General features: G+C 67.6%; 12 protein-coding genes and 1 pseudogene. 6 read left to right on the forward strand and 7 right to left on the reverse strand.

The window, feature by feature from the left end; all coding sequences use genetic code 11:
• The first annotated feature begins 14 nt into the window (after window positions 1-14).
• From AB4Y36_RS23180 to AB4Y36_RS23195, 4 genes and pseudogenes are all read left to right on the forward strand, one after another.
• Window positions 15-1073: a patatin-like phospholipase family protein gene (locus tag AB4Y36_RS23180; RefSeq protein ID WP_368684192.1), complete on the forward strand. Its 1059-nt coding sequence runs from the start codon at window positions 15-17 to the stop codon at window positions 1071-1073.
• Window positions 1070-2557, forward strand: a complete 1488-nt coding sequence (locus tag AB4Y36_RS23185) for a GntP family permease (RefSeq protein ID WP_368684193.1) — start codon at window positions 1070-1072, stop codon at window positions 2555-2557. The genes AB4Y36_RS23180 and AB4Y36_RS23185 overlap by 4 nt, the downstream gene beginning before the upstream one ends.
• A 91-nt stretch (window positions 2558-2648) precedes the next feature.
• Complete coding sequence (gene hpnR, locus AB4Y36_RS23190; RefSeq protein WP_368684194.1) at window positions 2649-4193, forward strand: hopanoid C-3 methylase HpnR; 1545 nt, start codon at window positions 2649-2651, stop codon at window positions 4191-4193.
• Between the two features lie 58 nt (window positions 4194-4251).
• A pseudogene (locus AB4Y36_RS23195) lies at window positions 4252-4440 on the forward strand (hypothetical protein); the annotation flags it as partial.
• A 78-nt stretch (window positions 4441-4518) separates the two neighbouring features.
• Here the strand turns inward: AB4Y36_RS23195 and AB4Y36_RS23200 are convergent.
• The 5 genes from AB4Y36_RS23200 to AB4Y36_RS23220 form a co-directional block, all read right to left on the reverse strand.
• Complete coding sequence (locus AB4Y36_RS23200; protein ID WP_368684195.1) at window positions 4519-5286, reverse strand: DUF4410 domain-containing protein; 768 nt, start codon at window positions 5284-5286, stop codon at window positions 4519-4521.
• A 189-nt stretch (window positions 5287-5475) separates the two neighbouring features.
• Window positions 5476-6873, reverse strand: a complete 1398-nt coding sequence (locus AB4Y36_RS23205) for an ATP-binding protein (protein ID WP_368684196.1) — start codon at window positions 6871-6873, stop codon at window positions 5476-5478.
• Window positions 6873-7586, reverse strand: coding sequence for a response regulator (locus AB4Y36_RS23210; RefSeq protein WP_342946085.1), 714 nt, complete (start codon window positions 7584-7586; stop codon window positions 6873-6875). Before AB4Y36_RS23210 ends, AB4Y36_RS23205 begins: the two co-directional genes overlap by 1 nt.
• A 16-nt stretch (window positions 7587-7602) precedes the next feature.
• A complete protein-coding gene (locus tag AB4Y36_RS23215; RefSeq protein ID WP_368684197.1) occupies window positions 7603-7908 on the reverse strand; it encodes an EF-hand domain-containing protein in 306 nt (101 codons plus the stop codon).
• Window positions 7909-8010: 102 nt separating this feature from the next.
• Complete coding sequence (locus AB4Y36_RS23220) at window positions 8011-8988, reverse strand: hypothetical protein (protein ID WP_368684198.1); 978 nt, start codon at window positions 8986-8988, stop codon at window positions 8011-8013.
• Between the two features lie 333 nt (window positions 8989-9321).
• Here AB4Y36_RS23220 and AB4Y36_RS23225 point away from each other — a divergent pair, with 333 nt between their 5' ends.
• Both AB4Y36_RS23225 and AB4Y36_RS23230 read left to right on the forward strand, forming a co-directional pair.
• Window positions 9322-10263, forward strand: coding sequence for a sterol desaturase family protein (locus AB4Y36_RS23225; protein ID WP_368684199.1), 942 nt, complete (start codon window positions 9322-9324; stop codon window positions 10261-10263).
• Window positions 10264-10353: 90 nt separating this feature from the next.
• Window positions 10354-11064 (forward strand): SDR family NAD(P)-dependent oxidoreductase, encoded by a 711-nt coding sequence (locus AB4Y36_RS23230; RefSeq protein ID WP_368684200.1) that lies wholly within the window; start codon window positions 10354-10356, stop codon window positions 11062-11064.
• 77 nt (window positions 11065-11141) lie between these two features.
• Here AB4Y36_RS23230 and AB4Y36_RS23235 read toward each other — a convergent pair whose 3' ends face one another.
• Together AB4Y36_RS23235 and AB4Y36_RS23240 are read right to left on the reverse strand one after the other, a co-directional pair.
• Window positions 11142-11498, reverse strand: a complete 357-nt coding sequence (locus tag AB4Y36_RS23235; protein WP_368606860.1) for a hypothetical protein — start codon at window positions 11496-11498, stop codon at window positions 11142-11144.
• A gap of 117 nt (window positions 11499-11615) precedes the next feature.
• Entirely contained in the window at window positions 11616-13118 is a 1503-nt protein-coding gene (locus tag AB4Y36_RS23240; RefSeq protein ID WP_368684201.1) for a PepSY-associated TM helix domain-containing protein, read from the reverse strand.
• Window positions 13119-13153 lie beyond the last annotated feature (35 nt).

Below are 13153 nucleotides of genomic sequence, written 5' to 3' on the forward strand. Positions count from 1 at the left end.
GGAACGGAGCCGCAATGCCTGCCGAAGCCGAGACGTCAACCCGCACGACTCGCACCGAGCCCTTGCTCGTCGATCTCGCACTGCAAGGCGGCGGCTCCCATGGCGCATACACATGGGGTGTGCTGGACCGCCTGCTCGAAGAGTCGTGGCTGCAGATCGAAGGCATTTCGGGCACCTCGGCGGGCGCGATGAACGCCGCCGTGCTCGCGAGCGGCCATGCGTTGGGCGGCGCGGCCGGCGCGCGCGAGGCGCTCGAACGCTTTTGGCGCCGCGTGGCCGACGCCGCACGCTTCAGCCCGTTCCGGCGCGGCCCCGTCGACATCCTGCTCGGGCGCTGGACGCTCGATCATTCACCCGTGTTCGTCGCGCTCGACATGATGGCGCGCGTCGTCTCTCCGTATGACCTGAATCCGGGGCGCGTGAACCCGTTGCGCACGATCCTCGCCGACACCATCGACTTCGACGCGTTGCGCCGCTCGCGCATCAAGCTCTTCGTCACGGCCACGCGCGTTTCCAACGGGCAGGCGCGCGTGTTCCGCAATGCCGATGTCACGCCCGACGCGCTGCTCGCCTCGGCCTGTCTGCCTACGCTCTTTCAGGCCGTCGAGATAGACGGTGAGGCCTACTGGGACGGCGGTTACGCGGGCAATCCGACGATTACGCCGCTGATTCGCGAGACCGATTCGATCGACACGATCCTCGTGCAGGTGAACCCCGTGGAGCGCGCGGGCACGCCGCGCTCGGCGCGCGACATCATCAACCGCGTGAACGAGATCGCGTTCAACTCGCCGCTAATCAAGGAGCTGCGCATGATGGCGCTGCTGCACAAGGTCGCCGACGCAGGCAGCGAGGAGGGCCGCCGCTGGGCGCATATGCGCCTGCATCGCGTGCATAGCGCGAAGCTCGTCACGCTGGGCGCGTCGTCGAAGCTCAACGCAGAGTGGTCGTTCATCACGATGCTGCGCGACGAAGGCCGCCACACCGCCGATGAATTCCTGGCGCAACACGGTGCGCAGCTCGGCGTGGCATCCACGTTCAATTTCGAAGCGCTGCTCGAAGGGGTGCTGCAATGAGCGCGGGCACGCTCGTTATCGGCCTCGGGGGCATGCTCGCGAGTCTCGCGCTGCTGATCTGGCTCGCGTATCGCGGCTGGAGCGTGCTGCTGCTCGCGCCGCTGTGCGCCATGCTGGCCGCGCTCATTTCCGGCGAGCCGGTGCTCGCGCATTGGACGCAAACATTCATGTCGAGCACGGGCCGTTTTCTCGCCCAGTTCTTTCCGCTCTTCCTGCTCGGCTCGCTGTTCGGCAAGCTGATGGAAGACAGCGGCTCGGTGGACGCCGTGGCGCGCCTCATGATCGACAGGTTAGGCACGCGTCACGCACTCGTGGCCGTGGTGCTGGGCGGCGCGCTCGTCACCTATGGCGGCGTGAGCCTGTTCGTCGCGTTCTTCGTGCTCGCCCCCATGGCGCAGGCGCTGTTTCGCTCCGCCGATATCCCGCGCCGCCTGATGCCCGCTGCGATCATGCTCGGCACGGCGACCTTCACGATGTCGGCGCTGCCCGGCACGCCCGCGCTGCAAAACGCCATTCCGATGCCGTTCTTCGGCACGACGCCGTTCGCGGCGCCGGGCCTTGGCGTGATCGCGAGCCTCGTGATGGCGGGCTTCGGCCTCTGGTGGCTCGGGCGCGCGGCGGCGGCGGCGCTGCGCAACGGCGAGGGCTTTGTCGAGCCCGACAACGGCGGCGCCGATGACGAAGAGCGCGGCAAGTCCTCGCTCGTGCGCGAGCGCGCGAGTCTCGCCCAAGCCTTCGATCCCGCCGAGATCGGCGGCGCGGCTGTACCGGACCATGCGGGGCCGCCGTCGCCCTTCGTTGCGCTCGCGCCGCTCGTGGTCGTCGTGGGGATGAACTTCGTGATGAACGTCGTGGTGTTCCCGCGCATCGACGCCTCGTATCTCGCCGAACCGCGCTGGGGTTCGACCACGCTTTCGGCGGTGGCGGGCGTGTGGGGTGTCTCGGTCGCGCTCGCGCTCGGCATCATCGTGCTGGTGGCGCTCAATCGCGGGCGGCTCGGCGCGCTACGCGAGAGCGTCGATGCGGGCGCCAACGCGTCGGTGTTGCCGGTGCTGAGCGTGGGCAGCCTCGTGGGCTACGGCGCCGTGATTGCCGCATTGCCCGCGTTCGAGGCCGTGCGCGACTGGGTGCTCGGCATCGGCGGCGGCCCGCTCGTCTCGCTTGCCGTGGCCACGAACCTGCTCGCCGGGCTCACGGGCTCGGCCTCGGGCGGGTTGACCATCGCGCTCGACGCGCTCGGTGGCACCTACATGCAGCTCGCTGCCCAGCATGGCATCGATCCCGCTTTGCTGCACCGCGTCGCCGTGATGTCGTCGGGCACGCTCGACAGCCTGCCGCACAACGGCGCCGTCGTCACGCTGCTGGCCGTGTGCGGCTCGACGCATCGCGAAAGCTACCGCGACCTCGTGGTGGTGAGCATCGTCGGCGCGCTCATCGCGCTCGCCGTCGTGATCGTGCTCGGTTCGCTGTTCGGCAGTTTCTGACTGGCGTTCCTGCGCGAAACACGCTGCGGGGCAGCGATCCGCCAACGCGCGTAGACTCTCGCGAAGCGGCGGCCCTTCGCAAGGAGGCTTCATGAAATTGCTTGCTGTCCACCCGAGCGGACTGATGTACACGCGCGTGTTCCTGCGGCTCGAGCCGCTGGGTCTCGAATCCGTAGCCGGTACGGCGCGCGAGGCGGGCCATGACGTGCGCCTGCTCGATCTGCAGGTCGAGACACACCGCGACCTCATGCGCATGGTGCGTGACTGGCAGCCCGAGGCGCTCTGCTTCTCGGGCAACTATCTGGCCAACATTCCCGAGATCATCGATCTCTCGAAGGCCGTGAAGGCCGCGCTTCCCTCGTGTTTCGTCTTCGTCGGGGGCCACAGCGTGTCGTTCACCGCACACGATCTGCTGCGCCATGCCGAAGGCGCGATCGATTGCGTGCTGCGCGGCGAGGGTGAAGCTTCGGTGAACGAACTGCTCGAAGCGGTGTCGCGCCGCGCCGACCTGCTCGAGGTGCCCGGCGTCCTCACGAGCCACGGATCGGGTCCGCCGCCAGGCTTCGTCGAGAATCTCGATCCGGTGCGGCCCGCGCGCGACCTGCTACGCCATCGCCGCAAGTATTTCATCGGCACGCTCGATCCCTGCGCCTCCATCGAGTTCGCGCGTGGCTGCCCGTGGGACTGCACGTTCTGCAGCGCATGGACGTTCTACGGACGCAGCTACCGCACGCGCAGCCCCGAAGTCGTCGTGGACGAACTGGCGGCGTTGCGCGAGCCGGGCGTATTCATCGTGGACGACGTGGCGTTCGTGCATGCCGAACACGGCATGGCGATCGGCGAGGCGATCAAGCGACGCGGCATCGACAAGCGCTACTACCTGGAAACGCGTGGCGACGTGCTTCTGCGCAACAAGGACGTGTTCCGTCTGTGGCAGTCCATTGGCCTGAAGTACATGTTCCTCGGTCTGGAGGCGATCGACGAGGCGGGGCTCAAGGCGTTTCGCAAACGGATCAGCCTTGACAAGAATTTCGAGGCGCTCGAATTCGCGCGTTCGTTGGGGATTACCGTCGCGATCAACCTGATTGCCGATCCGGACTGGGACCGCGAACGCTTCGAGACGATCCGCCAGTGGTGCCTGGAGATTCCCGAGATCGTCAATATCAGCGTGAATACGCCATATCCGGGCACGGAGAACTGGCAGCGCGAGGCGCGGCGCCTCACGAGCCTCGACTATCGCCTTTATGACATCCAGCACGCCGTCGTGCCGACGCAGCTTCCGCTGCCCGAGTTCTACGCGGAACTCGTGCGCACGCAGCAGGTGCTCAATCGCAAGCACATGGGCTGGACCGCGCTGCGCGGCGCGGCGGGGCAGGCCACGCATCTGCTATTGCACGGCCAGACCAATTTCGTGCGCATGCTGTGGCGTTTCAACTCGGTGTTCGATCCGCGCCTGCAAATGGCCGACCACGCGCGCGAAGTCCACTACGAGATGACGCCGCCCCCCGGCATGAGCGGCGCGCCGCAGGTCGATATGAAGACCGTCTACATTCATGGCCCCTCCGGCCGCAAGGGCCGCAAGATCGACGACGCCACGGAGAAGTTCGTCGACGAGACACGCATGGGGCTAGGCTGATTGTTCGGCCGGCGCCGTCTTGACGCACACCGGTTGCGCGCGCGTCCTGCCGTCGAGGTTGGGCGCTCGCGGCGCCGAATAGCCCGCTGAGCACAACGTCGGCCGTCTCTACGATGCGAAGCCTGCGCTGAAGTCGTTTTACGAAACGCTCGATCCATGCAACTGCTTCAATCCCGGCATCGGCCATACATCGAAGTTCGCGCGATATCGTGAGCCGCAGGCGCAGCGCGAACCGCTAGTCCAGTAAACAAAAAGACGGCGGCGGTATCGAACCGTCGCCGTAAAGGGCACGTACCCTTGCGCTGCGCAGCGCGCTTCCTCCGTATCAGCTCTTCGTCGTCGTTGCCATCCAGCCGTTCTGCGTGCTGATCTGCGTGATTTCCTTCGCAATCGAGCGGGCCAGCTTGCCGGCATCCGACGAGAGCGTGTCGCGCTTCGCCTCCGAGGCGCCGTGCAGACCGCCGCCCACCACCGCGGCCGTCGCCACATGGCCAGCCGCCGCGCCCACGCCCGCCGTCTCGGCCATGCCAGGCATATGGCCGCTATCCGCCTTCGTCTGGAAGCTCAGGAGCGGTTGCGGTTCGCCGCCGTTGGCGGGCTGGAACAGCACCGCGATCGTCGCGCCCACTTCGCTCTTGCCCGCGCCGAGACCAATCAGCATGCGGCGGCGGCTGCTGCCCGCGTCCATCGTGTCGATGCGGCCTTCCACGATCAACGCGTTGTGGCCAGCGGGTGCGGGACCGTCCATGCGCACGGCGGGCAGGCCCATTTTCTGAAGTTCGCTCACGAGCTGATCGGCGAGATGCTCGCGCGTTTGCAGCGCGGCCTGCTGTTGCTGCTGCGCCGACGACTCGCCGCTCGTCATCGTCTTGAGCTTGTGCAGCATGCCGGTGCTGTCGAGCTTCACCTGGTCGGCGGCGGCGTCGAACGTATAGACGTAGACGACGTCGGCGTGCAGTTGCGGGAGCGGGCCGTTCGTCTGCACGACCGGCGCGGCCGACGCGCAGCCGCTCGCGAACAGCGCGCCGGCGAGGAACGTGGTGCCCGCGATGCGCTTGGCCTTGTTGACGAGGAAGTTGATGATCGTTTGCATGTCGATGTCCTTTTACCTGAAAGAGTGTCTCGTTTCTGCCGATACTCGCAATTTATTCAGGATGGCGAACTATCGACCAGGGTGCTTCGGCGTCTGGGCTTCGGTTTGTTCTGCTCCGTTGCTCAGGCTCAGGCGCAAGTATGGGGGGAAGGGCGCACGAAATCCACGCGCAAATTATGTCGAGTCATGTCATGGGCGCGGGGCCGGCGGCGCGCCGTTCCGACTCGACGAGGGACGGTTCAGCGGCAGGCGCACGACGGCTTCGAGGCCGCCGCCTTCGCGGTCGCGGAAGGTGAGCGAGCCGCCGTGCAGCCGCGCGATCCGCTCGACGATGGCAAGCCCGAGGCCCGATCCGCCCGAATGCGTACGGGCGTTCGCGCCGCGGCTGAAGGGCGATTTGAGGCGCTCCAGTTCCTCGGCGCGGATGCCGTTGCCACGGTCGGCAACGATCACGCAGGCGGTGTCGTCGTCGCGCCACGTGCGAATCGTCAGACCTGTGCGGCCATAGTTCACGGCGTTCTGCATGAGATTCATCAGCAGACGCATAACCGCGATGGGCCGGAACGCGAAAACCGGCAATTCACCCTCGTCGAAATCGAATTCATGCCCGAGCCCCGCGAAGTCGGCAACGAGTTGGCCCGCGAGCGCGTTGAGGTCGCCTGGTTGCGGCGCTTCGCGCTCGCCGCTGCCTGCGTAGTCCATGAACTGCTGGAGGATCGTGTCGATCTGGTCCAGATAGCTCTCGGACGAGGCCACGAGCGCGTCGTTGCTGCCGCGCGGCAGCGCCATCGCAATCGCAAGGCGCAGTTTCGTGAGTGGCGTGCGGATGTCGTGCGAGACGCCGGCCAGCATCAGCGCACGCGTGGCCTCAGCCTGCTTCAGCGCTTCGGTCATCTGGTTGAAGGCGCGGCTCACCTGGGCGATTTCGGTCGGGCCGTTGGTCGGCAGTGGCGGCGGCGTTTCGCCTGCGCTCACGCGCCGCGCCGCGCGCGCGAGTTTGCGCAGCGGGCGGTTGATGTGGCGCTGCAACAGGTAGCCGGTGAGCGCGGCGAGCAGCGCGAGCGCGGCGGAGAGGATCAACGCCGTAGTGATGCCGCTCGCTCGCGCGTCGGCGGTCACCGGCAGGGCGATCCAGACCGGTTCGCCCGCTGCGTGAAGGCGGATCCACAGGCGCTCCTGCGCGGCTTCGCCAGCCTCGGCGGGTGCGGTCTCGTCGTGACTCGCGTCCCAGCGCACCAGCAACTCGGGCGGCAGATGGCTTTGCAGCGCTTCGACGAACACGTCGCGCTGCCAGGTGCGGAAAAAGTCGACGAGACTCGGCTGCGCCTCGCTCGACGCTTGTGGCGGCGCCGCACGGCGCGCATCGAACCGCGCGGCCGCCGCGCGCCCTTCGTCGGGTGGCATGGACGCGAGCGTGGTGTCGAGCAGCTTGACGTAATCGGCGAAGATGATCGAGGCGCGTTCGATGCGTGGGCGCTGCACGAAGTGCAGCAGGACGACGAGCGAGCAGATCTGCGAGAGCGCGACGAGCGCCACCAGCAGCGCGATGTTGCGCGAGAGCAGCGAGCGCGGCAGCCGCAAGCGCATTACGATTCGACGCCGGCCACCAGCATGTAGCCGATGCCCCAGACGGTCTTGATGAAGCGCGGCTTGGCGGGATCGTCCTCGACGATCTGGCGCAGGCGCAGGATCTGCACGTCCACGCTGCGGTCGAGCGCGCTGTGGTCGCGTCCGCGCGCGCGGGCGAGCAGGTTCTCGCGGCTCACAGCGCGATTCGGCGACGAGCCGAGCGCGTGAAGCAGCAGCATCTGCGCCGAGTGGACTTCGATGGGCGTGCCGTCGCGGTAGAGCGTTTGTTTGCCAACGTCGAACTGAAAGTCGCCGAAGCGCAGCATTTGCGAGGTGACCGTGGGCTCGCCCGAGGCCATCTTCTGGCGACGCAACAGGGCGCGAATGCGCGCGACCAGTTCGTCGGGGAGAAACGGCTTGGCGAGATAGTCGTCGGCGCCGGTTTCGAGGCCGATCACCTTGTCGGCGGCATCGCCTTTCGCGGTGAGCATGAGGATCGGCAGCGTCTGGCCTTCGGCGCGCAGGCGTCGGCATACGGTGAGGCCGTCTTCGGGCTCCATCATGAGATCGAGCACCAGCAGGTCGTAGGGCTCACGCTGGAGCAGGCGGTCGAGGCGCTTGCCGTCGGCGACGGCGCGTACCTCGAAACCCTGGCTCGTGAGAAAGCGCTGCAGCATGTTGCGCAGTTCGGCTTCGTCGTCGAGCACGATGATCCTGTTTGCCTGCTCCATGTGACGCCTCCGGCGTTCATCGGGCTGCTGCGCGCGCTCGCATGAAGTCCTCGATCTGCGCGAGGGTGACGAAGCCGGCTTTTTGCGTGTCGATTTCGTCGAAGTGCTGCGCGACCTTCGGCATACCCGCCTGCGCCTGCTCGCGCGTGAGCTTGCCGTCGTGCGTCGTGTTCGCGGCGGCGAAACGCCCTTGCAGCTGCGCGATCATGCGTTCGACGCGCGCGCTGTCGCCTGAGCCGCCTGGCAAGGCCTGAGCCGATGCCGGCACGCAAACCGCTGCTGAAACGATACACAAAACGAGGGCAGCGATCATCTTCTTCATGGTGTTCTCCGTGAGGTGGCCGACGTAGCTCGCCGGCCGGTTGATCAAGCGAATGAGGCGGGCGGCTGCGGGTCATGCGAATCCGCAGCCGCCGGTGATGGTTCAGGCCCAGTGAGCAGGGACCCACACGCGGCCGACCCAGTGGCCGGGAATCCACACGGCGGGGCGCGGGGCGATGTACACGGCGCGCGGCAGCGGCTGGCCCACATAGACGACCTTGGGTGCCGGCGGCGCCACGTAGACGACCTTCGGTGCGGGAGGCGCGACATAGACGGTCTTCGGTGCAGGAGTCGCGACATAAACCGTCTGCGGTGCAGGTGCGGGCGCGACGACGACCGTCTTGGGGGCGGGCGGCGGCGGGGCGACATACACCGTGGTGCTGGGCGGCGGCGGCGTGACGACGACCGGCGCGGGCACGGGGACCGGGGCGCCGACGACGGCGACCGTCGTGCCCGAGGTCGTTACCGTGCCGGTGGTCACGGTGCCGCCATGGACAACGGTCGTGCCGCCGCCCGTGGTCACCACGCCGGTTCCGACGCCCGTGGCGCTGCCCGAGTGGTAGACGCTGCCGCCCTGCGTGCCGGTGACGGTGCCCGAGCGATTGCACGTGTTGCCCGCGCAGCTCGTGGACGCCGAGTGCCCGTAGGTGTTGCCGTTGCCCGTCGTGACCGTGCCCGTCGACGAGTACTGGCCCGGCGCCGTGCGCGTCACGCTGCCCGCGGTGCTCGCGCTGCGGCCATCCGAGCCGTTGAGCGAGCCGGTGTGCGAGCAGGTGCCGCCCGCGCAACTCGTATCGCCCGAATGCTGGACCGAGCGGCCGTTCGGACCGTAGGCCGTGCCGCTGTTGCTGAACTGGCCCGGCGCGGTGCGGGTGACGGAGCCGCTGTTGGTGGCGACGCCGCCCCAGGGACCGGCCACGCCGCCCGCATGCGAGCAGGTGCCGCCGCTGCAGGAACCGTAGTGCGCGCCGTTGTACGTGCCGTGCGGCGTGTATGCCGTGCCGTGGCCGGACCAGCCGGCGAAAGCGGGGGCGCTGGCGAAGCCGATGAGCGCGGCGACGACGAGGGGGAGCGTTTTCATCAGAGGTCCTTGCGGTTCGTTTCGGGAGGCACGCTGCGGCGTGTCAGCGGAACGAACTATAGGGCTGGGCCCGGCGCAAGTCGCGTCGTAAACCATGTCACGGTGTTACACGGCGCGAGGCCGCTGGCGCGAACTCCCCGCGCACGCGGCGCGGCGGGCGTATCGACGGTGTTTCGCGCGTGTGGCGCGTGACATATCCCGACATACTTTGCGCGTGGTTTTTCCCGTTGGGCGCCACTACAGTGCCCTTCATCCGACGCAACGCCGCGACTCCTGCGTGCAACACGCGTCTTTCTTCACCGCGCAAGACGCGCTCAATGCACACGATCCATCATGCTCACTACAGGAAAACTCGCGTTCTATGTCACGCTGTTCGTCGTTGCCGTCTCGCTGATCGAGGCGTGCGTGCTCACGTTCAGGAAGCGCCGCGAAGCGGCGGGAGAGGCCGCATTCGATTGGTCTGAGGTTGGGCTTTCGCTCGCCGACCTCGCGGGCCGCAAGCTCCTCGCGTTCCTGCCGCTTTCTCTCGCCGCGCCGATCCTGGATTTCGCGTGGGAGCATCGGCTCTTCACACTGAATATCGACACGGTTGCGCTCGTGCTGCTGGTCTTCATCGGTCAGGAGTTCTGCTATTACTGGTATCACCGCGCTTCGCACCGCATTCGCTTCTTCTGGGCCACGCATGCCGTGCACCATTCGCCGAACCAGTTGACGCTTTCGTCTGCCTACCGGCTGGGCTGGACCGGCAAGCTGACCGGCCCGGCCATGTTCTTCGGTCCGCTCGTGTGGCTCGGCGTGCGGCCCGAAGTCGTGCTCGCCATCCTCTCGCTCAATCTGCTCTATCAGTTCTGGCTGCACAACACGTGGATTCCGAAACTCGGCTGGCTCGAGTACGTGTTCAACACGCCGTCCAACCACCGCGTGCACCACGCTTCGAACGTCGACTATCTCGATGCCAACTATGGCGGAGTCCTGATCATTTTCGACCGCCTGTTCGGTACCTACGTGCCGGAACGTGCCGAAGAGCCTTGCCGCTACGGGCTCGTGACGCCCGTGCGCTCGCGCAATCCGTTCGTCGTCGAACTGGAACACTGGGAGACGCTCGAACGCGACGTCGTGATGGCGAAGGACATCTGGACCGCCGTGCGCTATGTTTTCCTGCCGCCGGGCTGGCGCGCGGACGGCGGCGGCGACACCACGGAGAACCTGCGCAAGCAGCACGCGCTCGCCACGGTACGCGCGGAGGTTTCACGCGGACGCCCGCGCGCCGGTTGATGGAAGGCCGCGGCTCGCGTAACGTGGCGCCAGCGGCGCCCGCATCGATCGCGGGCCGCATCGAATTCAGGTTAGCAAAGGAATAAGAGCATGGAAAATGGTTTGAACGGCAAAGTGGTCGCGGTGACGGGCGGCTTCGGCAGCCTGGGTCTGGCGACGGCGCAATTGCTGGCCGAACGCGGCGCCCGCGTGGCGCTGATCGGCCGCGGCGCGGCCCCCGAAGCGGCGGCGCTGCCCGCCGCGCTCGCGAACGCGCTGCGCATGGGCGGCGTCGATCTCGTCGACGCGAAGGCGGCCCAGACTGCCTTCGGCGCATTGCAGGAGAGACTCGGCGGGCTCGACGCGCTCGTCAACGTGGCGGGCGCGTTCCGGTGGGAAACTATCGGCGACGGCGACACGCGCACGTGGGATTTGATGTTCGATTTGAACGTGAAGACGGCGCTCAATGCCTCGAAGGCCGCGCTGCCTCATCTCGTGAAGAGCGGCGCGGGGCGTGTGGTCAACATCGGCGCGGGCGCGGGACTCAAGGCGGGGCTCGGCATGGGCGCGTATTCGGCGTCGAAGGCGGCCGTGGCGCGCTTGACGGAAGCGCTCGCGGAAGAGCTGAAGGACAAGGGTGTGACGGTGAACGCGATCTTGCCGAGCATCATCGACACGCCGCAGAACCGCGCCGACATGCCGGACGCCGATTTCACGCGCTGGGTGCAGCCGCGCGAGATCGCTACGGTGATCGCGTTCTTGCTGAGCGAGGACGCGCAGGCGATTACGGGAGCGCTGATTCCGGTGAACGGGCGCGTATAAGCGCGGCGCCGCGCTGACACGCACGGTATACGGACCGCTTCAACAGAGTGGTCCCGCTGTGGTCGCGCTGTGACGGGTTAGTGGCCGTGGCCGCCGCCGGCCCCCCTGCCACCGCCGCCGCCTTGCCACGTGCCGCCACCGCCTCCATGCCAGCCGCCGCCATGTCCACCGCCACCGTGCCAGCCGCCGCCATGGCCACCGCCGTGCCAGCCGTGGTGATAGCAGCATCCGCCGCCACCGCCCCAAATTGCGATGCCGCCATAGCCGCCGCCGAAATAGCCGGGGTAGTAGTCGTAACCGTAGGCGTACGGATAGCCCGAGTCGTACGGGTAGCCGTAGTCATAGCCGTAGTACCCGGGGTACCCGGGATAGGGCGCGACCGCGCAGCCCGCAAGCACCGCGGCCGCGCCGAGCGCTGAAATTCGCCGCAACACGATAATCTCCGCATATCTACGTTTGAAACCATTTGGCGCAGCCAGGTTCAGACGTATTTGTGTCCGCAGATTACCGCAGGGCCGCCGCGGCCGCCGACGCCGGCACGACGGCAGCTTCTAGGCGCGTCGGAAGGCTGCGCGGTCGAACAGCCAGACCGCCACGAGCGTCGCGCCCATCAGCGGAAACACGATGCCGAGCAGCACGAGACCGGTCTTCCAGGCGCGCAGCGGGGGCGCGGCGCGCTCGCGTGAGGGCGCCGCCAACATCGATGCGCCCTTCGCGCGGGCGGGGCGGCGTAGCCACCACATCACGAAGCCCGTCACCGCGAGCGCGCCGAGGCCCAGCGAAATCGCCGCGCAGATCAACTGGTTGGCGAGGCCAAAGTAGCGGCCCATGTGCAGCGACGTGCCATATGAAATGGCCTGCGAAACTGCGCCGTAATCGTCATAGCGAATGTCCTTGAGCACGGTGCCGCTGTATTGGTCGATATACACGGTGCGTTCCGCTTTCGGATCGGGCGGAAAGTACGAGACCGTGTAGACGCCATCGGGCGTGGCGGGCAGCACGATGTCGTAACCGTCGCGCAAGCCGAGATCGCGCATCTGGGCGACGACCTGGGCGAGCGTCCAGTGTCGCGATGCGCCGAACGCGTCGGGCGAGTGCGGCACGGGAACCGCGCCGACGGCCCAGGGCACGAGCGGCAGCGGCATGTCGTCCGTCACCATGCCTGGCATCGACGCCATATCGTGCCCCGCGTGCTCTCCGCTGTGTTCTTGTCGATCGGCGTGGCTTGCGGGAGGATTCGCCGCTGCGCCGCTAGCTGCTGCCGGCGCACCCGGCAAGGCCGACTTCAGCGCGAGACCGCCGCCCCACGCGCCGCGCGGCGCGCCGAGGCTCGCGCGCGTGGCGAGCGCCTTGAACTGCTTGCCCCACGAGCCGGTCCACGGCAAGCCGCTCAACACGAACGCGAGCGCGCCCACGGCGAGCCAGATGCCGACGCTCGCGTGCACGCTCTTCCAGAACGGCCGCCCGCGCGCGGCGAAGCGAGGCAGCAGCGCGGCGCGCCACGACGCACCCGGGCGCGGCCACCAGAGCGCAATGCCGGTGGCGATCATCACCAGCGTCCAGCAGGCGGCCAGTTCCATCAGCAGCTCGCCGGGCTTGCCGAGCAAGAGCTTGCGATGCAGCATGCGGTCGACCTGCATGAAGCGGCGATCGACGTCGAGCGTGCCGAGCACCGCGCCATCATAGGGATTCACGTAGACGCTCTCTTTGGTCCCGCCGGGCAGCGCGAAAACGAATTCGGCGCTGCGTGCGGGATTCGACTCGACGTGCGCGCGCAGCGCCCGCGCGTCGGGCGGCAGCGCGGCTCGCGCGCGGGCCAGCAGCGTATCCACGGGCAGGCGCGGTGTCGCCGGCGGCGCGACCACCAGCCGATGCGGGTAAAGCAGCGGTTCGATCTGCGGCTGGAAACAGTAGATCGTGCCCGTAATGGCGAGCACGAGCAGCAAGGGCATGACGAAGAGGCCGGCGTAAAAATGCCAGCGCCACAGCGTGCGGTAGCCGGACTGCGCCGCGTGGGCAGGCGGTGCGCTGACCGGGTCGGATATCGTGGACATCGGGGACTCCCTGTCGAGCCGGCACGGCTCGAATG

This window comes from Paraburkholderia sp. BR10936 (assembly GCF_040965735.1).
GTDB classification, from domain to species: Bacteria; Pseudomonadota; Gammaproteobacteria; order Burkholderiales; family Burkholderiaceae; genus Paraburkholderia; species Paraburkholderia nodosa_A.

Excerpts from the sequence above, each read along its gene's own strand:
- AB4Y36_RS23180 (WP_368684192.1), top strand. The coding sequence starts at position 15 with ATGCCTGCCGAAGCCGAGACGTCAACCCGCACGACTCGCACCGAGCCC.
- AB4Y36_RS23185 (WP_368684193.1), top strand. The coding sequence starts at position 1,070 with ATGAGCGCGGGCACGCTCGTTATCGGCCTCGGGGGCATGCTCGCGAGT.
- hpnR (WP_368684194.1), top strand. The coding sequence starts at position 2,649 with ATGAAATTGCTTGCTGTCCACCCGAGCGGACTGATGTACACGCGCGTG.
- AB4Y36_RS23200 (WP_368684195.1), bottom strand. The coding sequence starts at position 5,286 with ATGCAAACGATCATCAACTTCCTCGTCAACAAGGCCAAGCGCATCGCG.
- AB4Y36_RS23205 (WP_368684196.1), bottom strand. The coding sequence starts at position 6,873 with ATGCGCTTGCGGCTGCCGCGCTCGCTGCTCTCGCGCAACATCGCGCTG.
- AB4Y36_RS23210 (WP_342946085.1), bottom strand. The coding sequence starts at position 7,586 with ATGGAGCAGGCAAACAGGATCATCGTGCTCGACGACGAAGCCGAACTG.
- AB4Y36_RS23215 (WP_368684197.1), bottom strand. The coding sequence starts at position 7,908 with ATGAAGAAGATGATCGCTGCCCTCGTTTTGTGTATCGTTTCAGCAGCG.
- AB4Y36_RS23220 (WP_368684198.1), bottom strand. The coding sequence starts at position 8,988 with ATGAAAACGCTCCCCCTCGTCGTCGCCGCGCTCATCGGCTTCGCCAGC.
- AB4Y36_RS23225 (WP_368684199.1), top strand. The coding sequence starts at position 9,322 with ATGCTCACTACAGGAAAACTCGCGTTCTATGTCACGCTGTTCGTCGTT.
- AB4Y36_RS23230 (WP_368684200.1), top strand. The coding sequence starts at position 10,354 with ATGGAAAATGGTTTGAACGGCAAAGTGGTCGCGGTGACGGGCGGCTTC.
- AB4Y36_RS23240 (WP_368684201.1), bottom strand. The coding sequence starts at position 13,118 with ATGTCCACGATATCCGACCCGGTCAGCGCACCGCCTGCCCACGCGGCG.